This window comes from Pseudoxanthomonas sp. SL93 (assembly GCF_026625825.1).
GTDB lineage: Bacteria > Pseudomonadota > Gammaproteobacteria > Xanthomonadales > Xanthomonadaceae > Pseudoxanthomonas_A.
On the sequence record NZ_CP113065.1, the window covers coordinates 2442258 to 2461647 of the forward strand.

The following is a 19390-nucleotide window of genomic DNA, read 5'->3' on the forward strand; positions in this document are numbered from 1 at the left end:
ACGGCGACACCGCCGTCCTGCCGTTTCCGCAGGCCACGGCACACCCGCATCGCAGCGTCAATGTGGCATCAGCCATTGGCGTTGCATGTCCGGGGACGCAGCGCTCCGGCGTTGGAGGAAGGGACCCCTTTCTCCACGAGACATGCCGATGCGCCCCGTCCACCGCTCCCTGTTCGTCGCCTGTTGCATCACGCTTGCGGCAGCACCCGCTTCCAGCGCGCCGCCCGCGGGCCCACCCACGCAGGTGTGGATCGACGTGGCCACCCACAGCATGGCCGGCATGCCCGACATGGGCGCGATGGGTGGACTGGCGTCGCGGATGATGGGGGGAGGCGCCATGCAGGCGCACTACGGCCAGACGCGCATGCCCGCCATGCCCGGGCAATACCTCGACATCGCCCTGCACAACCGCCTCAATCCAGGCAAGGAAGCGCAGCAGCTGGTTCCCGCCGGCCTCAAGCTGGGCAAGACATTGCCGCTGGTGCCGCCGGTGCGCAAGGGCGAGCCTGTCGATCACGCCGGCGAGTACAAGCCACCCGAAGGCCAGGCGCGTCTGCTGATCTATTGGGGATGTGGCGACACCGTGCGCAAGGGACAGCCCAGGGTCATCACGCTCAGTGCCAGCGGCGGCAAGGTGGAAGTCAATGGCTCCATGCAGGGACGTTACGCACCCGACCGCACCATCGATCCCGATCCGGCCTATGCGCTGTGGCCCAACCCGAAATCGGGCAAGCGTGTGCCTGACGGCGCGTCACTGCAGGGCGCGCATCAGGTCACCGGCGCAGGCGTGCCGGAATCGCTGAAGTTCGAGCTGAAACAGGTGGCCGACTTCATGCCCAGGGTCGCGCTGCAGAGCAGCGGCACGCTGGCGGATGGCCAGACCTGGCGATGGTCGCCGGTGGAGCGCGCGCAGGCGTACTTCCTGCATGCCATCGGTGCCAAGGGCAAGGACGTCGTGCTGTGGAGCAGCGCGGAAGTCCCCGACGTCGGCATGGGCATAGTCGATTACCTGGGCGGTTCGCTGATCGAGCGCTGGTTGAAGGAGAAGGTCCTGCTTCCCGCCAGCGCGAACCAGTGCGCGATCCCCAAGGGCATCTTCGCCGACGCCGGCGAAGGCAGCGAGGGCGGTGGTGGCCTGCTCAGCATCATCGCCTACGGCCCGGAAAGCCACATCGCCTGGCCGCCGAAACCCGCCGATCCCAAGCAGCCCTGGAATCCGGAATGGAACGTGCGCGTGCGCACCAAGTCCACCGGCGGCGCGATGCTGGGCATGGATCTGTCGCAGCTGCAGGACATGGAAGCGCAAGACGAACAGAAGCCGCAGGAAGAGAAGAAGCCGTTGCGCAGGCTGTTGCAGGGCATCATCGGCGGTTGAGGGGCGCGCTGCGCGCCATCAGAAAAACGAAGGGCCGGGGACTGTTCCCGGCCCTTCTTCGCGCATGTTTCAGACAGCGGTGCGCATTACGGTGCGGGCACCTGCGTCCCCCTCACCGGCGTCGCACCCAGCGGCGACGAAGGATCGGTCACCCGCACGGTTTCGGACGAACCGTCAGGCCATACGACCTTGATCGTGCTGCCGGGCGCGAGCGTGGAGAACGGCGTGCCGCTGCGTGCGCGGTACAGGGCGGCCACCTGCGCTGCGCCCAGCCGGCGCGCATCGTCCGGCAGATGGATGGTCATGTGCGCCACCCGCGTCAGGTCCCGGTATTCGGGCTGTCGCGTCTCGATGACCAGGGTCGCGGCCGCGGCCGCATAGGCCACCACCACCAGGCTCCAGACCAGGAGGTTCACTCCGGGCCGCGTGCGCTTGTATTTCATCCGTCCACTCCCGGGTGGGACAACAGCGTGCCCACCATCTCGTCCACGTTGTCCACGCCCTGGCGCGGCACACCGGCATCGCGCGCAAAGGTGGTGAAGTCCTGCGATTCGTCCTGCGAGCAGATGCCGCCATTGACGCAGTAATTGGTCATCATCGCGCCGGCGGGGCTGCAATCCATGCCGAGCTGGCACGAGGCGATGCGCCACGCGATTTCCGACAGGTCGCTGCCCGACACGTCGCCCAGCGTTTCCCGGTGCGCCCCGCCCACCGTGCCCATCGCCGGCGCGATCGCGACGAAGGCGAAGGGATCGCGCGACTCGAGCACGCGCAGCACCAGGTCGCGACGGTAGGCTTCGTCGTCGCGCAGCGGCTGCTCCATCGCCAGCAACGACGCCTCGGCGGCCAGGCTGCCGGCCTGGGCGGCCTGCACGCGCTGGGTGATGATCTTCGGCAGCGAGAACCCGTCCTGCGGCACGAACCGCCCGCACCGCTGCTGCACGCGCTGGCGCGCCGACACCATCGCCGCGCCATTGGAAAGCCCCAGGCGCGCGATGACCTGGGTGTCATGCGCGTAGGTCGCCGGATCGGAGGCGTATCCCGCGCAGTAGTCCTGCACCAGGCTGAGCAGCCACATCGCATCGGCATCGCCGGCAACCGCACTGGCCATCAGCGTCTGCGTATAGGCGAACAGGTCGGGGCTTTCTTCGAACGCGCGCCGCAGCGGCGACATCGACAACGTCGCACGCATCGCCACCGGGGTGGGCCGCAGCGCCTGCACGGGGGCCGCATCCCGCGAGGCCTGCGCCGACGGGAGCGGTTCCGGTTCCGCCACGCGCGGCACGGCCTGCCCGGCATGACGCAGCGGAATCCACGCCAACACACCCAGCAGGCCCACCAGCGCAGACAGCAACAGCGGCTTCCGGGTCATGCACCGATTATCCGGGCCGCGCGACCCCCTTTCAACGCGGAAGGCCCTCGCCCGACCCGCTGCGACGGCCTTTCGTCGCCTGAACGCGGCGGGTCTGCCGAGGACCCCATGCGACAATCCCCTTTCCCTGTCGCCACGCCCCACCACCATGCCCTATCTGGAACTGACCCTGCGCTGCACCGAAGCCGAACAGCCGCGTTACGAGAACGCGCTGGAAGACGTCGGCGCACTGTCGGTGACGCTGCTGGACGCCGATGCCGACACCAGCAACGAGCACGCGATCCTGGAGCCCGGCGTCGGCGAGACCCCGCTGTGGAAGGCCCTGGTGCTGACCGCGCTGTTTGCCGAGGACACCGACCCGCTGCTGCTGCTGGCCGCACTGGAGGCCTTCGATCCGGCGCTGGACTGGACCCAGGCGGGCTTCCGCACGGTGCAGGACGAAGACTGGGAGCGCGCGTGGCTGGACCAGTTCAAGCCGATGCGCTTCGGCGCGCGCACCTTCATCGTGCCCTGGAACCACGAGGTGCCCGAAGACGCGCGCAGCGCGGATGCCGCCATCGTGCGGCTGGACCCCGGCCTGGCATTCGGCTCCGGCACCCATCCCACCACCGCGCTCTGCCTGCGCTGGCTGGACAGGCTCGCGGGGGAAGGCCTGCTGGCCAACGCACGGGTACTGGATTTCGGCTGCGGCTCCGGCATCCTCGCCCTGGCGGCGCTGAAGCTCGGCGCCCCCGCTGCGGTCGGCGTCGACAACGATCCGCAGGCACTGCTGGCCAGCGCGGACAATGCGCAACGCAATCAGGTGGACGCGCGCTTCGCGGTATACCTGCCCGACGACGAACCCGTGGCCACCTACCCGGTGGTCGTGGCCAACATCCTCGCCTCGGCGCTGGATGCGCTGGCCGACACGCTGGCATCGCGCGTCGCGCCGGGTGGACGCATCGCGCTGTCGGGCATCCTGAAAGGCCAGGAGGATGATCTGCTGCTGCGCTACCGTCCCTGGTTCGACGCTCTGGTGGCCACCCAGGACGGCGACTGGATGCGCATCGACGGCGTGCGCCGCTGAGCATGCGTCGCCGGCGCGGGGTCACAACACGCGTCGCATCGCGCATGGTTGAATAAGCCCATGTTCGCCACGTGCCCGCATTGCCAGTTCCTCGTCGCCCAGCATCCGCAGACCCGCGCGTTGCCGCCGGCCTGTCCGCGATGCGGCAAGGCACTGGGAAGTGAATCGCCCGCCACGACCACACCCAGTCTGGCCACCTACCTGCAACCTGCGGCCACGGGGATCGAAACCTCCGATGATGCGCCGGCCGCCGATGCCACTGACACCGCACAGGGAGACGCGAGACCGACTGTGGCGGACGAAACCGTGGCCATTGATTCCGCTACACCCATTTCGTCCGACGCGGCGCACGAATCCCTGGAGCCCGGGCAACGGGATGATGCGGACCTCGCAGCGTCCAGCGGGGAAGCCACATCCGCCGACGAAGCCGCAAGCACCATCGGCACGCGCAGCCTGCCGCCTGCATCGCCAGCCCCTGCCACCCGCGCGACACCTGCACCCATGCCGCGCTTCACGCGTGCCGCCCGCACCACGCCGGTGCACGCACGCGCGGCACGCTGGCAGTGGGGCGTGCTGGCTGCGCTGCTGTTGCTGCTCTGCATGCAGGTCGTGCTGGCGGACCGCGACCGCCTGGCGACGCAGGCGGCATGGCGCCCCGTGGTGATGGCGCTCTGCGGGATATTCCGCTGCGACGTCCCCATCTGGCGCGAACCCGCGGCCTTCGCGATGCTCAGCCGCGACGTGCGGCCGGTGCCGGGCGCTCCGGGACAACTGCAGGCGCAGGCGACCTTCCGCAACGATGCGCGCTGGACGCAGGCCTGGCCAGTGATCCTGCTGACCTTGAAGGACGCCGACGGCCGCACCCTGGGTGTCCGCGCCCTGCAGCCCGGGGATTACCTGACCGACGAGGCCACGCAGGACGGCATCGCACCGGGCCAGAGCGCCCAGGTGGCTGTCCGCGTACGCGAGCCCAGCGCGAATGTCGTGGCCTTTTCCTTCGACTTCCGTTAAGCGGCCCGGATTCATCAAAAAGCGGATGCACGCACCGCGATCAGGCGCTAGACTCGTCCCCCCGCCGAATTCCAACAAACAGAACGCGGGCGCCAGAATCCGCAACGCCAGGGGACCGTGTGAACGCTGCTTCCACCCGTCAGGACACTCCACGCGGCACTGCGCCACGTCCGCCACTGCGCGAGCACGTTGCCCAGTCCGTTCGCCGCTACCTGCGTGACCTGGATGGCTGTGAAGCCGATGACGTGTACGAGATCGTGCTGCGCGAGATGGAAATCCCGCTGTTCGTGGAAGTGCTGAACCACTGCGAAGGCAACCAGAGCCGCGCGGCCGCCATGCTGGGCATCCACCGCGCCACGCTGCGCAAGAAACTGAAGGATTACGGGCTGGCCTGAGCGGTCACCCGCGACACGCCGGCGGCGCACCTCGCGGCGCGAGCGCCTGTCGGACCCGGGCGCCTGAGCGCAGCGCGCTATAATTCGCGCCTTCGTTCCGCATCGTCTCCTCCCCATGACCGCCCATCACCAGCCCGTCCGTCGGGCGCTGTTGTCCGTTTCCGACAAGACCGGCCTGCTCGAACTGGCCCGTGCCCTGTCCGCCCGCGATGTCGAACTGTTGTCCACCGGCGGCACCGCCAGGACATTGCGTGACGCCGGCCTGTCCGTGCGCGATGTATCCGAGGCCACCGGGTTTCCTGAAATGATGGACGGCCGCGTCAAGACGCTGCACCCGATGGTCCACGGCGGCCTGCTGGGCCGTGCCGGCACCGACGACGCCGTCATGGCCGAGCACGGCATCGACGCCATCGACCTGCTGGTGCTCAATCTGTATCCGTTCGAGCAGGTCACCGCGAAGGCGGACTGCACACTGGCCGACGCGGTGGAGAACATCGACATCGGCGGTCCTGCGATGCTGCGCTCGGCGGCGAAGAACTTCGCGCGCGTGGCGGTGGCCACGGACCCGTCGCAGTACGACGGCATCGTGCGCGAACTCGACGCGAATGGCGGCGCCCTTTCCGCACAGACACGCTTCGCGCTGTCGGTGGCGGCGTTCAACCGGGTGGCGCAGTACGACGCCGCCATCAGCAGCTACCTGTCGGCCGTCACCGATACCTCCGGCGACGTGCCGGTGCGCACGGCATTCCCGGCGCAGGCCAACGGCAGTTTCGTGAAAGTGATGGACCTGCGCTACGGCGAGAACCCGCACCAGCAGGCCGCGTTCTACCGCGATCTGTATCCGGCGCCGGGTTCGCTGGCGACGTTCACGCAGCTGCAGGGCAAGGAACTCAGCTACAACAACATCGCCGACAGCGATGCGGCGTGGGAATGCGTGCGCCAGTTCGACGCGCCGGCCTGCGTGATCGTCAAGCACGCCAATCCCTGCGGCGTGGCCGTGGGCGTGGCTTGCGGCGACGCCTACGAACTCGCCTACGCCACCGACCCGACCAGCGCATTCGGCGGCATCATCGCCTTCAACCGCACGCTGGATGCCGCGACGGCAAAGGTGATCCTGGACCGCCAGTTCGTCGAGGTGCTGATCGCGCCGGACTACGAGCCGGCCGCACTCGACTACGCGACGAAGAAGGCCAATGTGCGCGTGCTGCGCATTCCGCTGGCGCCGGTTTCGCCCGGCTTCATCGACACCAAGCGCGTCGGCTCCGGCCTGCTGCTGCAGACCGCCGACGACCGGGTCGTGACGCGCGACGAACTGAAGGTGGTGACCAGGCTCGCGCCGACCGACGCGCAGTTCACCGACCTGCTGTTCGCGTGGAAGGTGGCCAAGTTCGTCAAGTCCAACGCCATCGTCTATGCGAAGGACCATCGCACCATCGGCGTCGGCGCCGGTCAGATGAGCCGCGTGTATTCGGCGCGCATCGCCGGCATCAAGGCCGCGGATGCGAACCTCGTGGTCGAAGGGTCGGTGATGGCGAGTGATGCGTTCTTCCCGTTCCGGGACGGCATCGACGCCGCGGCCGCTGCCGGCATCAAGGCCGTCATCCAGCCCGGCGGCTCGATGCGCGACAGCGAAGTGATCGCCGCCGCGGACGAACACGGCATCGCCATGGTGTTCACCGGCGTGCGCCACTTCCGGCACTGAGGACGCCAATGGCATCCATCATGCTGCGGGATGCGGTCGAAGCGGATTTCGACCGCATCGTCGAACTCAACCAGCGCGAAGTGGTGCAGACCAGCGCGATGGACGCCGGACGCCTGGCGCTGCTGCACGCGCTGGCGACGCACCACAAGGTGGCGGTGGCGGAGGGTGTGGTGGTGGCGTTCCTGCTGGCCATGCGCGACGGCGTCGACTACCGCAACGAAAACTACCAGTGGTTCGCCACCCGGTATCCGCGCTTCGTCTACATCGACCGCATCGTCGTGGACGCCGGCTTCTCCGGCATGGGCATCGCGCGCCGACTCTACGAGGATCTGTTTGCGGCTGCACGCGCGCAGGGCATTCCTGTCGCTGCGTGCGAATACAACCTGCAACCGCCCAACCCCGCCTCGCGGGCCTTCCACGACCGTCTCGGTTTCCATGAAGTGGGCGTCCAGCACGTGGCCGGCGGGGCCAAGCAGGTGACCCTGCAGGTGGCCGACCTGCTCGCTGCCGCTGCATCCTGAGATACCCGCAGCCATCGCGGCAGGGTGGCCACTCACGTAGAATTCCGGCTTTCACAGACGCAATCCAGCGGGAGCAGGCATGAAGGTCCTCGTCATCGGGTCCGGCGGACGCGAACACGCATTGGCGTGGAAGCTGGCCCAGTCGCCGCGCGTGGATGAAGTGATCGTCGCGCCCGGAAATGCCGGCACCGCGACCGAGCCCCGCTGCCGCAATGCCGCCATCAAGGTGACCGACATCGACGCCCTGGTCGCGCTGGTACGCGCGGAAGGCATCGCGCTGACGGTGGTCGGTCCGGAAGTGCCGCTGGTGGCCGGCGTGGTGGACCGCTTCCGCAACGAGGGCCTGCGCATCTTCGGCCCCACCGCGGCGGCGGCGCAGCTGGAAGGCAGTAAGGCGTTCGCGAAGGATTTCCTGGCACGCCACGGCATTCCCACCGCCTTCTATGCGGTATTCACCGAGGTGCAGCCGGCGCTGGATTACATCGCGGAGAAGGGCGCGCCCATCGTGGTCAAGGCCGACGGCCTGGCCGCCGGCAAGGGCGTGATCGTGGCGATGACCCGGGACGAGGCCAACGCCGCCGTGCGCGACATGCTGTCGGGCAATGCGTTTGGCGATGCCGGCGCGCGCGTGGTCATCGAGGAGTTCCTGGAAGGCGAGGAAGCCAGCTTCATCTCGATGGTCGACGGCACCACCGCACTGCCCATGGCGACCAGCCAGGACCACAAGCGCGTGGGCGATGGCGATACCGGCCCCAACACGGGCGGCATGGGCGCGTACTCGCCCGCGCCCGTGGTCACGCCGGAAGTGCATGCGCGGGTCATGCGCGAGGTGGTCAACCCCACCGTGCAGGGCATGATCGCCGACGGGATGCCGTTCACCGGATTCCTGTATGCGGGACTGATGATCGATGCCGACGGCGCGCCCAAGGTGATCGAGTTCAACGTGCGTTTCGGCGACCCGGAGACGCAGCCGGTCATGCTGCGCCTGCAATCCGATCTGGTGAATCTGGTGGAAGCCGCGATCGATGGCGGGCTCGATCGCATCGAAGCACGCTGGGACGCACGCCCGTCGCTGGGCGTGGTGATGGCGGCCGCGCCCTACCCCGAGACCCCGGTCACCGGTGACGTGATCAGCGGGCTGGCCGACGTGGCGAATGGCGCCAAGGTATTCCATGCCGGTACCGCGCTGGACGCGGAGGGCCGGGTGGTCAGCGCAGGGGGCCGCGTGCTCTGCGTGGCCGCCCTGGGCGACAGCGTGTCCGATGCGCAGCGCAACGCCTATGCCGGCGTGCAGAAGATCCACTGGGCGAACGAGTTCCACCGGACCGACATCGGCTGGCGCGCCATCGAACGCGAGAACGGCTGACGCCGCTGCCGGACACGCGGGTCTGCTAGGCTGCGCCCAACCCACGGAGGGCGCATGTCCAGCCACAGCCAGTTCTCGCTGCTGAAACAACGACGGTTCCTGCCCTACTTCGCCGTCCAGGCGCTGGGCGCCTTCAACGACAACGTCTACCGGCAGGCCATCATCGGCCTGCTGATCTTCCTGGGTGCAAGTACGGACGAGCTTTCGCTGTACGCCACGCTGGCGCCGGCGATCTTCATCCTGCCCTACTTCCTGTTCTCGTCCATCGCCGGCCAGTTCGCCGAGAAGCTGGAGAAGCAGCGCCTGATCGTGATCACCACGACGATGGAGATCGTGATCATGTCGCTGGCGGCCATCGGCTTCCTGATGCAGAACATGCCGCTGCTGCTGGTCGCGCTGTTCTGCACCGGCGTGCAGTCCACCCTGTTCGGGCCAGTGAAGTATTCCGTGCTGCCCGCCATCCTGAAGCCCGAGGAACTCACCGGCGGCAATGGCCTGGTCGAGATGGGCACGTCGATCTCGATCCTGTGCGGCATGATCGCCGGCGGCATGATCTTCCAGGTGGCCGGTGCGCATGGCCCGCAGGCGGCCGCCGTCGCCATCGTGCTGCTGGCAGTGCTGGGCAATGCCATGTCGCGCCTGATCCCACGCATGGACGCGGGCGCGCCGGACCTGGTGATCCGCTGGAACCCGATCCCGGAATCGCTCGCCATCCTGCGCATGGCCAAGCAGCAGCTGGCGGTGCGCAACGCCATCCTGGGCGTCTCCTGGTTCTGGTTCTTCGGCACCCTGCTGACCTCGCAGCTGCCGGCCTACGCCAAGCTGCACCTGGGCGCGGCGGACGGGTCGTCCACGCTGTACGTGTTCGCGCTGGCGCTGTTCTCCATCGGCACCGGCGTGGGTTCGCTGCTGTGCGAGAAGCTTTCAGGCCGCACGGTCGAAATCGGCCTGGTGCCCATCGGCGCGTTCGGCATGAGCGCGTTCCTGCTGGACCTGTACTTCGCACGCTCCGGTGCCGCACCGGCCACCGGCCTGGACATCGCCGGCTTCGTGAGCCAGGCCGGCAGCGTGCGGATCATGATCGACCTGGTCGGCATCGGCATGTTCGCGGGCATCTTCGTGGTGCCGCTGTTCGCGCTGATCCAGAGCCGCACGGACAACGCGCAGATGGCACGCGTGTTCGCCGCGCTGAACATCCAGAACTCGGGCTTCATCGTGCTGGCCGCGCTGGTCGGCCTGGGCCTTCACGCCCTGGGATTGACCGGTCCGCAGATCTTCCTCGCCCTGGCCGTCGCCAATGCGCTGGTCGCGGTCTGGATCTTCACCATCGTGCCCGAATTCCTGATGCGCTTCCTCAGCTGGGTGCTGGTGCGCGGGTTGTACCGGCTGCGCCTGCATGGCATCGAGAAGCATGTGCCCGACGAGGGCCCGGCGCTGCTGGTCTGTAACCATGTCAGCTACATGGACGCGCTGATCCTGGCGGCGACGATCCCGCGCCCGGTGCGCTTCGTCATGTATTACAGGATCTTCAACATCCCGGTGATGAGCTGGATCTTCCGCACGGCCAGGGCCATCCCGATCGCCGGCGCCAGGGAGAATCCGGAACTGATGCAGCGCGCCTTCGACGAGATCGACGCTGCGCTGGCGAACGGCGAGATCGTGGGCATCTTCCCGGAGGGCGCATTGACGAAGGACGGTGACATCGCAGCGTTCAAGTCGGGCGTGGAGAAGATCCTGGCGCGCCGACCCGTGCCCGTGGTGCCGATGGCGCTGAAGGGCATGTGGACCAGCATGTGGAGCCACCGCGACAGCCGCATGGGCCGCATGCGCGTGCCGCGGCGCTTCCGCGCACACGTGGAAGTGATGGCCGGCGAGCCGATGGACGGCACGCAGGCAACGGCGGAGCTGCTGGAAGCGAAGGTGCGGGCGCTGCGGGGTGACGCCGCCTGACGCTTCCGCCATCGCGCGGGCTCGGTTAGGCTATCGGCGGGGATCGCCTTAGCCATTGCTTCACCGCCAGCGGCGGACGTCCACGCCTGTTCCTGCCTTCTGGATAACGACATGAATGCCATGCCGCCGCTGCCTCCGCAGTCCGCACCCTACATCCCCAACCATCTGGTCTGGGCGATCCTGTCCACGCTGTTCTGCTGCCTGCCGTTCGGCATCGTCTCCATCGTGTTCGCCGCGCAGGTCGACGGCAAGCGCATGGCGGGCGACATCGCCGGCGCGCAGGAATCCTCCCGCAAGGCCAAGCTGTGGGCGATGATTTCCGCCGGCTGCGCGCTGATCCCGATCACGCTGTACCTGCTGTTCGTGTTCGTGCTCGGCGGCGTCAGCATGCTGGGCGGCTTGAACGGCTGAGATGCGTTCCCGGCCCGCGTCGGCGGGCCTCCGCTAGACTGATGCGACACCCCTGCCGCTGATCCCAACCCCTGGAGATTCCCATGAGCACTGTCCCGCCGCTGCCCGATACGCACGGTTCCATTCCCAACTACCTGGCGTGGTCGATCATCTCGACGGTGCTGGCGACCTGCCTGTGCTGCCCGTTGGGCCTGATCGGCATCGTGGCCATCGTGTTCTCCGCGCAGGTCAACAGCAAGCTCAACCAGGGTGACGTGGAAGGCGCGCGCCGCGCATCGGCCAACGCCAAGATCTGGTGCTGGGTTGCCACCGCGTTCGCCATCATCGGCCTGCTGCTGAACATCGCGATCTTCGCCACCGGCGGCATGGAGCAGTACGTGGAGATGATGCAGCAGATGCAACAGGTCCAGTGACCGCCCTGCGTCCCTTGCACTACCTGACCCTGGCGGCAGCCGCGATGGCGGCTTCCGTCGGTGTCTGGCTGTTGTGGAACTTCGACCCGAACGCCGCCGACAGCCGTTTCCCTGCCTGCATGTTCCGTGCGCTGACCGGTTTCCACTGCGTGGGCTGCGGGCTCACCCGCGCCTTGCATGCCCTGGTGCATGGCGACGTGATGCGTGCGTTCTCGATGAACCCGCTGGCCGTGCTGCTGTTGCCCGTCATGCCGATGATGGTCGCCCATTCGCAGGGCTGGCGGCCGCGCAGCCTGGAGCCGCTGATGCGGGTGCTGCTGGCACCGAAGTTCTGGCTGGTGCTGTTGCCTGCGTACTGGGTGGCACGCAATCTGCCGTGGCCGCCTTTCTCGTGGCTGGCGCCGGGCTGACCGCGCGCGCCGCCACATTCCTGCTCCCGTCTCACCGCGACACTTTCATTCGACCCACGTTTCACCACCCACGGAGCAAGAACGCATGAACACGTCTTCCAACTACGTACCCAATCATCTGGTCTGGGCCATCCTGTCCACCCTGTTCTGCTGCCTGCCGCTGGGCATCGTCTCCATCGTGTTCGCCGCGCAGGTCAACGGCAAGCTGGCCGCCGGCGACGTGGCCGGCGCCCAGGAATCGTCCGACAAGGCGAAGAAGTGGGCCATGTGGTCCGCCATCGCCGGCGTCTCGCTGGCCGTGCTGTACATCATCTTCATCTTCGCGATGGGCGGCATGGCCGCGCTCTCGCAGTAACGGGTGCCGGATGCAGAAAGGCCCGCGATCGCGGGCCTTTCCTTTTTGCGGCGACGCGGGCCTCAGCTGACCCAGCCACCGATCACGAACACCGCCAGCAAGGCCAACCACAGCAGCAGGATGCGCCAGACCAGGCTCATCGCATCGCGCAGTTCCGGCAGGTCGCGCATCGTCTGCACCATGCCCTCTTCGGCATACTCTTCAGCCTCTTCGGCCAGTTCGCACTTCACGCTCGCGCGGGCCGCGTGACCCAGGAAGTCCACGTCCGCCTGCAGGCGATCACCGCGTGCCTCGCGCCAGGCCGTGAAGACCGTATCGAAGTTGCCCACCAGCGCCATCGCCAGCGTCATCAGTTGCGCGACGGGCCAGTCGAGGATGGCATGCAGCGTGCGTGCGCCCAGTCGCGTGTCGTGGGGCAGTGCGATGGCGTAATCGCCTTCGCTGGACAGCGCCACCAGGCGGTAAAGCAATGCACCCACCGGGCCTAGCAGCAGGAACCAGAACAGCACGCCGAACCAGCGCCGCAGCGCGTTGCGGAACACCGCTTCGACCAGCGCGGGTCCATCGATCGCCGCATCGGGGCCCAGGCCCAGGCGTGCGATCGCGGTCCGGCGCGCCTGCGTGTCGGGCGCATCGATGATGGCCTCGACATCCACGTCCAGATCGCGCGGGCCCCAGGCATAGACCAGCACGGCAATGTCGAACAGCAATCCCACCAGGCCGAAGACAGGCCCATCCAGCAGCCATTGCAGGATCGCGACCGGCACGAGCACGGGCAACAACGCAAACACGATGCCATGGCGGCTGTGCCAGAAACTGCCCTCGCCCTGCCGCTCGCCCAGCCAGCCGAGCCATGCGCCATACCATGCGTACTGGCGCGCGGACGTGACAAGCACCGGTGCCACATGTCCCAGCACCAGCGCCACCACGACGGCCACCAACGTAATCGACATGCGGACTCCTCCGTGGCGGATTCTAGCGCGCGGACGCGTTAATGCAGGGTCGGGATGGCGGTCGCGCCATCGTCACGCGCGGCGCGCCCGCATGTCGGCATGCCAGTGCACGATCAGCGAACGTGCGATGGAAATCGAAGGTGACAGCAGCACGCCTTCGCCATCGTCATGCGCATCACGCGCGAGTGCGGCACTGATCTCCTCGAACGTGAACCAGCGCGCGTCCTCGAGCTCGCCATCCACCTGCGGCTCGTCAGGTTCGGCCTCGGCGGCGAAGCCCAGCATCAATGCCCCCGGGAAGGGCCACGGCTGCGCGGCAAGGTAGCGGCAATGACGCACGCGCACCTGCGTTTCCTCGCGGACTTCGCGGACGACGGTCTGCTCGAGGGTTTCGCCCGGCTCGACGAAACCGGCAACCACGGAATAACGACGCGCCGGCCATGACGCCTGGCGACCCAGCAGCAGGCGCTCGCCATCGGTGACCGCCACGATCACCGCGGGATCCACGCGTGGATAGTGGTCGCGGCCGCATTGCGTGCAGTGCGCGGTGTAGCCCGCGCGCCGGAAAGTGATGGCGCCGCCGCAGGCACTGCAGAAGCGCGTGGATGTCTGCCAATGGAGCAGCGCACGCGCCATCGCGAACAAGCCCGACTCGAAGGCCGGCCACACAGCGGCCGCACGGCGCAGGTCGACCTGCGAGGCCGCCTGCCACGCCACGTGTTCCGATTGCGCGGCGAACCAGGCCGTGCCGTCCTTCAGTCCCAGGAAAATGCTCGTGCCCGGGCCACCCCCGACCACGGCGCCGGTCGGTGCATCCAGGCGGCCTTGCGCATCGCTCAGCGCGCGTCCTTCGGCGTCCAGCACCATCACCCGCGCCTCCGGCCACAGGCGCGCGAGTGCTTCGGCATCATCGCGCAGCGCATCGGCGCGATCGAGCGTGTCGCCCGCAAAGGCGAATCCGGTCAATGCCGTCGAGGGCGGAGGAGAACCTGTCACGGAGCGCGGCAGGTACGGGCTTACATGCTGAAACTGCTGCCGCAGCCGCAGGTGGTCTTGGCGTTGGGATTGCGGATGACGAACTGCGCGCCCTGCAGGCTCTCGCTGTAATCCACTTCCGCACCCATCAGGTACTGCAGGCTCAAGGGATCGACCAGCAGCGACACGCCGTCGGTATCGACGGACAGGTCGTCCTCGGCACGGTTCTCGTCGAACTCGAAGCCGTACTGGAACCCCGAGCAGCCACCGCCCTGGATATACACGCGCAGCGCCAGTGCCGCGTTGCCTTCTTCCTGGATCAGCTCGCGCACCTTGGCGGCGGCCGAATGGGTGAAGTTCAACGGTCGGTCGATGGACTGGTAGTCCGGCACGGCCGGCGCGGTGGGCAGGGAAACGACGGTAGTCATGGCGAAAGGATGGGGGTTGCGGGCAGCCAGTTCAAGCCGGCGCGACCGGTCAAGGCCCCGCAGCGCCCTCGCCGGCACCGTCCTTGCCGGCCGCTTCCGCCCACGGGAACGACTGTTCCACGGCGGCTCCGTTCTGCGGCACGACGCGCGCGATGACGCGCACCGGCTTGAAACCTTCCGGCAGGAAAAGATCACCTTCCACCTGCTGGAAATACTTGAACGAGTACGCCACGCCGGGCGCGTTGGGCTGCTGGCGCAGGTCGGACCATCCCAGGCGCTGCAGCTTTCCATCGCGCGTGCCTTCCACCGACACCAGCAGGCGGCCGGCATTCACCGCGCCGCGATTGAGGTTCTGGGTGAGCGTGGCGGTGAAATGCCAGGCCTGGGCATCCTGGGGCTGCAGGGTCAGTTCGTGCACGGCCAGGCCGCGCCGCTGCGCGGTGGCGCCGACGAAGCGTTCGTAGAAGGCGACATCGGCACGCAGGCCGGCGATTTCCTCGTCCCGCTCGGAAAGGGTCGCCTGCAGGTCGCGGTTCGCATCGCGGCTGATCTGGTCCGAGCGGGCAAGGGTGGCGTTGCGCTGTTCGAGCTCATCGATGCGCTGCTGCTGCGCCCGCATGTCGGCCGCCGTGGGGCCGTCACCGGTGCCGCCCGCGAGCGCCCGCCACAGGCCCCAGCCGCCCAGCGCCAGCACGGCCACCACCAGGCCCGCCAACAGCAGGGGCCGCGCCAGCGCGGGGGCCGGCACGGTCGGTCGGGGCGGCAGGGTATCCATCGCCGCAGCATAGCGCGGCAGGTCTAAGGCGCCTCTGAACGGCAGGCGCCTTGCGGTTCGTCAGGCCTCGGCAGCGACCCAGGCTTCCGGCAGCGCGGCCTCGCCCGCCTGCAGGACGGCATCGGCATGGATCAATCGCCCGGTCAGCTGGGCGCCCGCGCTCATTTCCACCACCTTGTAGTGCAGGTTGCCGTGCACCCGGGCCTTGGCGGCCAGTTCGATGCGCTCGTCCGCATAGACATCGCCGGTCATGCGGCCGTTGATGACCACCACCGGCGCGCGGATCTCGCCCTCGATGCTGCCCTGCTCGGCCAGCGTCACCACGGCGCGCGCGCCGTCTTCCGCGATCACCTTGCCGTGGATGCGACCTTCCACATACAGGCCGCCACTGAAGACCAGGTCGCCATGCAGGGTGACCTGGGGCCCGATCAGGGTATCGATGGCGCCCACGTCGGGACGGATGGGCTTGGGCTTGAACATGTCACTTGCCTCCTGCGGCTGTGGCGGTCTTCCAGTCGAACGCCTGCTCCACGGCCACGTCCTCACCATTCAGCGACACCTTGACGCGCTGCGGGGTGAAACCGGCCGGCAGCATCACGTTGCCGTCCAACTGCTGGAAATAACGAAAGGAATAACCCTGCCCCGGTGCGGCACGCTGCTGGTGCAGCTCGTCCCAGGCCACCGTGGCCAGCTTGCCGCTGCGCACGCCTTCCACGCTGAAGCGCATCTGGCCCTGGCTGATGGCGGCGCGGTTGAGGTTCTGGGTCAGCGTGATCTTGTAACGCCAGGTACCGCCGGACTCGGGTTCGAACTCGGCCACGTGCACGTTCAGTCCCTTGCGCGGACTGGTGGCGCCGACCAGACGCTCGTAGAAGGCGACGTCGGCGCGCAGGCCGGCGATCTCCTCGTCGCGCTCGGCAAGCGTGGCCTGGACTTCACTGTTGGCGGCGCGGCTGATCTGGTCCGAACGGGCCAGGGTGGATTCGCGCTGCTGAAGCGATGCCAGCTGGCTGCGCGCCTGCTTCAGGGCGGCTTCGGTCTGCTGCAGCCGGGCATCGACCTGCACCAGGCGCGGCGCGGCCGTGCGGCTGGCCCAGAACCAGGCCGCCGCCACGGTCACCGCCCATGCCACCCCCAGCACGCACCACAGTCCGACCCGGCGGGACGACTGCCGCGGGACGATCTGGAAGCGGGACGGCGTGTAGGTGGGCATTGCGGACAGGTGACGCGCGGACTGCTCAGCCAGCAGCCAGAAAGCGCGCCTATACTCGCCGGGTCAACAGGGCCGTTGAGTCTAAAGGGAATCGCCGGCATGTCCGAAGCACATCTTTTCGTAATTGGGATCTTGTTGGCATGGATGGCCGGGATCCGTGTCTACCTCACGGTATTCGGACTGGGCTTGGCCGGCGCGCTCGGCTGGCTGGACCTGCCACCCGCACTGCAGGTCACCGAGTCCTGGTGGGTGCTGGGCACTTCCGGTGCGCTGGCGGCGACCGAGTTCTTCGCCGACAAGATTCCCGGCGTGGACTCCGGCTGGGACCTGCTGCAGACCCTGGCCCGCGTGCCCGCGGGGGCTTTCCTGGCCGCGGCGACGCTTTCGCCCGACGGACAGCTCGGCGGGGGTGCGCTGGCCGCCGGTGCCGGCGTGGCCCTGACCAGCCACCTGCTGAAGAGCGGCTCGCGCGCCCTGATGAACACCTCCCCGGAGCCCGTCAGCAACTGGACCGCATCCGTCGCCGAGGACGCCGTGGTGGTGGGCGGCCTGTCGCTGGCCTTCAGCTACCCCTGGATTGCGTTGTTCATCGTGGCGGTGGCACTGACCGTCTGGTGGGTGTGGCGCAAGGTCTCCCGTGGGTTGAAGCGCATGCTGCAGCCCGCGCCGGCCGAAACCCACCCCCTGCCCCCGACTTCCGGCCTGTGACACCCGGTCGTGCATCGGGGATCATGAAACTGCCCATACCCGTGAACTTCATCGCATAATGGGTCTCAGCTTGGGGAAGCCTGATGTCCGGCATTGATTCCACATCCCGTATGCAGGATGAGCCTTCGCGTCCGCGCCTGCGGGCCGAAACCCCGCCGGCGCATTACTGGCGTCGCTGGGTGGGCGATGCCTCCACCACGGATCCGGAAGAGCCCGCCCCCGGGAAGCCCATCGAAATGACCGCCACCCCACCCAGGCCCGAACAAGCCGCTCCCGCCGCTTCCACCCCTGCCGCGCCGGTGGCAAGCGTGGGCACGGGCAGCGCCCCGCCGCCCGAACCCCTGGCCGTCGACGCGCCGTACCGTGTACTGATCGTCGAAGACGACCGCGGCCAGGCCCTGTTCGCGCAGAGCGTGCTGCACGGCGCGGGCATGCAGGCCGAAGTGCAGATGCAGGCCGACGGCGTGCTGGACACGCTGCGCCGCTTCCGCCCCGACCTGGTCCTGATGGACCTGCACATGCCCGGGCAGGACGGCATGTCGCTGACCATGCTGCTGCGGCAGCAGCCGGAGTACCTGCACCTGCCCATCGTGTTCCTGACCGGCGACCCGGACCCGGAACGCCAGTTCGAAGTGCTGGAAAGCGGGGCCGACGATTTCCTCAACAAACCGATCCGTCCGCGCCACCTGATCGCGGCCGTGTCCAACCGCATCCAGCGTGCGCGCCAGCGACACCAGGCACAGGCACCGCGTGCGGCCGTCAACAGCGACACCGGCCTGCCGACGCGCACGTTCGTGCTGCAGCAGCTGACCGACACGCTGCAACGGCAGGCGCAAGGCGGCCTGTTCTTCATCGAGGTCAACAGCGCCCTGAGCCTGCGCGAACGCTACGGGTATGCGGTGTTCGAGCACCTCATGAACCAGGCAGGGCGCCAGTTGGCCGCCGCCGCGTCGCCGCATCCGGTGGCCCGGTTGAACGACAACAGCTTCCTGATGCTGGCCGACAGCGTGGACGAAGACACCCTGGTCGCGCTGGCACAGCAACTGCGTGACGGCCTGGCCGGCCATGACTTCCAGGCCCGCGCCGAGGAAGTCCTCAAGCTCCGCGGGTCGGTGGGCTACACCGCGCTGTCGCTTGGCTTCGCCGATGCCGGCAGCGCGCTGGAAGCCATCGAACGCGCCGTGCTGCAGGCGCGCCTGAAGGCCGACAGCCTGGCGGCCTACGTGCCCGCGCAGGCCGACGACGATGCGCCGCGCATCTCGCTGGAAGACGGCCAGTTCGAACTTGCCTACCAGCCCATCGTGGCCGTTGCCGGCAGCGACCAGGCGCAGTATCAGGTGCTGCTGCGCATGCGCCAGCCCGATGGTTCATTGCTGCCGGCCTCGCAGGTGATCCCGGCTGCCGAACTGGCCGGCGGCATTGCCCAGATCGACCACTGGGTGCTGGAACATGCCCTGTTCGTGCTGGCCGACCGGCAGGCCCAGGGGCCGTCGCTGCGCCTCTTCGTTTCCCAGTCCCCGCGCTCGCTGGCGCGCGAATCGCATGCCCAGTGGCTGCTCGATGCCCTGCGTGCGCGCGGCATCGAAGGCACGTCGCTGGTCATCGACCTGCGCTTGGCGGACGCGCTGATCCACACGGTCACGCTGCGCCAGTTCTGCCAGCAGCTGATGCCGGCCGGGGTGCAGTTCTGCCTCAGCCAGTTCGAACCCGGCGCGGAAGCCGATGCACTGCTGACCCAGTTGCCGCTGGGCTTCGTGCGGGTATCCAGCAAGTTCGCCGGCGCGCATGCGGATCCCACCTTGCGTGACCAGTTGCGTAGCGTCATCGACCACGCGCATCGCCAGGGCCTGCAGGTGATCGGCCAGCAGATCGAAGATCCGCAGGCGGCGGCGGCCATGTGGATGGGCGGCGTCGACTTCATCCAGGGCAATCTGGTGCAGGCGGTCGGCAGCGAGCTCGGCTTCGACTTCCACAACGCGGTGCTGTAACCA

At 68.1% G+C, this 19390-nt stretch carries 22 protein-coding genes; 14 read left to right on the forward strand and 8 right to left on the reverse strand.

Translation table 11 applies throughout. The features are described from left to right. The first annotated feature begins 148 nt into the window (after positions 1–148). Positions 149–1375: a hypothetical protein gene (locus OVA13_RS11605; RefSeq protein ID WP_267790638.1), complete on the forward strand. Its 1227-nt coding sequence runs from the start codon at positions 149–151 to the stop codon at positions 1373–1375. Positions 1376–1461: 86 nt separating this feature from the next. Here the strand turns inward: OVA13_RS11605 and OVA13_RS11610 are convergent, their stop codons facing one another. Together OVA13_RS11610 and OVA13_RS11615 are read right to left on the reverse strand one after the other, a co-directional pair. Beyond that, positions 1462–1818 carry a hypothetical protein gene (locus tag OVA13_RS11610; RefSeq protein ID WP_267790639.1) on the reverse strand — a complete coding sequence of 119 codons (357 nt, stop codon included), beginning with the start codon at positions 1816–1818 and terminating at the stop codon, positions 1462–1464. Beyond that, a complete protein-coding gene (locus tag OVA13_RS11615; RefSeq protein WP_267790640.1) occupies positions 1815–2747 on the reverse strand; it encodes a hypothetical protein in 933 nt (310 codons plus the stop codon). Before OVA13_RS11615 ends, OVA13_RS11610 begins: the two co-directional genes overlap by 4 nt. A gap of 148 nt (positions 2748–2895) precedes the next feature. Between OVA13_RS11615 and prmA the strand changes: the two genes are divergently transcribed. The 11 genes from prmA to OVA13_RS11670 all read left to right on the forward strand — a co-directional run bounded on the left by prmA (position 2896) and on the right by OVA13_RS11670 (position 12347). Then, complete coding sequence (prmA, locus tag OVA13_RS11620; RefSeq protein ID WP_267790641.1) at positions 2896–3813, forward strand: 50S ribosomal protein L11 methyltransferase; 918 nt, start codon at positions 2896–2898, stop codon at positions 3811–3813. A 60-nt stretch (positions 3814–3873) separates the two neighbouring features. Next, positions 3874–4824, forward strand: a complete 951-nt coding sequence (locus OVA13_RS11625) for a DUF3426 domain-containing protein (RefSeq protein ID WP_267790642.1) — start codon at positions 3874–3876, stop codon at positions 4822–4824. Between the two features lie 119 nt (positions 4825–4943). Further along, on the forward strand, positions 4944–5219 hold the full coding sequence (gene fis, locus OVA13_RS11630; RefSeq protein ID WP_267790643.1) for a DNA-binding transcriptional regulator Fis: 276 nt from the start codon (positions 4944–4946) through the stop codon (positions 5217–5219). Positions 5220–5334: 115 nt separating this feature from the next. Then, entirely contained in the window at positions 5335–6921 is a 1587-nt protein-coding gene (gene purH / locus OVA13_RS11635) for a bifunctional phosphoribosylaminoimidazolecarboxamide formyltransferase/IMP cyclohydrolase (protein ID WP_267790644.1), read from the forward strand. Positions 6922–6929: 8 nt separating this feature from the next. Next, positions 6930–7442 (forward strand): GNAT family N-acetyltransferase, encoded by a 513-nt coding sequence (locus tag OVA13_RS11640; protein WP_267790645.1) that lies wholly within the window; start codon positions 6930–6932, stop codon positions 7440–7442. 79 nt (positions 7443–7521) lie between these two features. Next, the gene (gene purD / locus OVA13_RS11645; protein WP_267790646.1) at positions 7522–8808 is read left to right on the forward strand and encodes a phosphoribosylamine--glycine ligase; all 1287 of its coding nucleotides are present in this window, start codon (positions 7522–7524) and stop codon (positions 8806–8808) included. 54 nt (positions 8809–8862) lie between these two features. After that, positions 8863–10758, forward strand: coding sequence for an MFS transporter (locus OVA13_RS11650; RefSeq protein ID WP_267790647.1), 1896 nt, complete (start codon positions 8863–8865; stop codon positions 10756–10758). Positions 10759–10869: 111 nt separating this feature from the next. After that, positions 10870–11169, forward strand: coding sequence for a CD225/dispanin family protein (locus OVA13_RS11655; protein WP_267790648.1), 300 nt, complete (start codon positions 10870–10872; stop codon positions 11167–11169). An 83-nt stretch (positions 11170–11252) separates the two neighbouring features. Beyond that, positions 11253–11582 (forward strand): CD225/dispanin family protein, encoded by a 330-nt coding sequence (locus OVA13_RS11660; RefSeq protein WP_267790649.1) that lies wholly within the window; start codon positions 11253–11255, stop codon positions 11580–11582. 44 nt (positions 11583–11626) lie between these two features. Further along, positions 11627–11992: a DUF2752 domain-containing protein gene (locus OVA13_RS11665; protein WP_267793517.1), complete on the forward strand. Its 366-nt coding sequence runs from the start codon at positions 11627–11629 to the stop codon at positions 11990–11992. An 85-nt stretch (positions 11993–12077) separates the two neighbouring features. Next, entirely contained in the window at positions 12078–12347 is a 270-nt protein-coding gene (locus OVA13_RS11670) for a CD225/dispanin family protein (RefSeq protein WP_267790650.1), read from the forward strand. Positions 12348–12409: 62 nt separating this feature from the next. Here OVA13_RS11670 and OVA13_RS11675 read toward each other — a convergent pair whose 3' ends face one another. The 6 genes from OVA13_RS11675 to OVA13_RS11700 all read right to left on the reverse strand — a co-directional run bounded on the left by OVA13_RS11675 (position 12410) and on the right by OVA13_RS11700 (position 16691). Continuing rightward, positions 12410–13300 (reverse strand): hypothetical protein, encoded by an 891-nt coding sequence (locus OVA13_RS11675; protein WP_267790651.1) that lies wholly within the window; start codon positions 13298–13300, stop codon positions 12410–12412. A 72-nt stretch (positions 13301–13372) separates the two neighbouring features. Continuing rightward, a complete protein-coding gene (gene nudC / locus OVA13_RS11680) occupies positions 13373–14296 on the reverse strand; it encodes an NAD(+) diphosphatase (RefSeq protein ID WP_267790652.1) in 924 nt (307 codons plus the stop codon). A 20-nt stretch (positions 14297–14316) separates the two neighbouring features. Continuing rightward, on the reverse strand, positions 14317–14703 hold the full coding sequence (gene erpA, locus OVA13_RS11685; protein WP_267790653.1) for an iron-sulfur cluster insertion protein ErpA: 387 nt from the start codon (positions 14701–14703) through the stop codon (positions 14317–14319). Positions 14704–14752: 49 nt separating this feature from the next. After that, the gene (locus OVA13_RS11690) at positions 14753–15478 is read right to left on the reverse strand and encodes a DUF6776 family protein (protein ID WP_267790654.1); all 726 of its coding nucleotides are present in this window, start codon (positions 15476–15478) and stop codon (positions 14753–14755) included. A 60-nt stretch (positions 15479–15538) separates the two neighbouring features. After that, positions 15539–15958, reverse strand: a complete 420-nt coding sequence (locus OVA13_RS11695; protein WP_267790655.1) for a bactofilin family protein — start codon at positions 15956–15958, stop codon at positions 15539–15541. Between the two features lies 1 nt (position 15959). After that, on the reverse strand, positions 15960–16691 hold the full coding sequence (locus OVA13_RS11700) for a DUF6776 family protein (protein ID WP_267790656.1): 732 nt from the start codon (positions 16689–16691) through the stop codon (positions 15960–15962). Positions 16692–16790: 99 nt separating this feature from the next. Between OVA13_RS11700 and OVA13_RS11705 the strand changes: the two genes are divergently transcribed. Both OVA13_RS11705 and OVA13_RS11710 read left to right on the forward strand, forming a co-directional pair. Next, positions 16791–17399, forward strand: a complete 609-nt coding sequence (locus OVA13_RS11705) for a DUF4126 domain-containing protein (RefSeq protein WP_267790657.1) — start codon at positions 16791–16793, stop codon at positions 17397–17399. 83 nt (positions 17400–17482) lie between these two features. Continuing rightward, the gene (locus OVA13_RS11710; RefSeq protein ID WP_267790658.1) at positions 17483–19387 is read left to right on the forward strand and encodes an EAL domain-containing protein; all 1905 of its coding nucleotides are present in this window, start codon (positions 17483–17485) and stop codon (positions 19385–19387) included. Positions 19388–19390 lie beyond the last annotated feature (3 nt).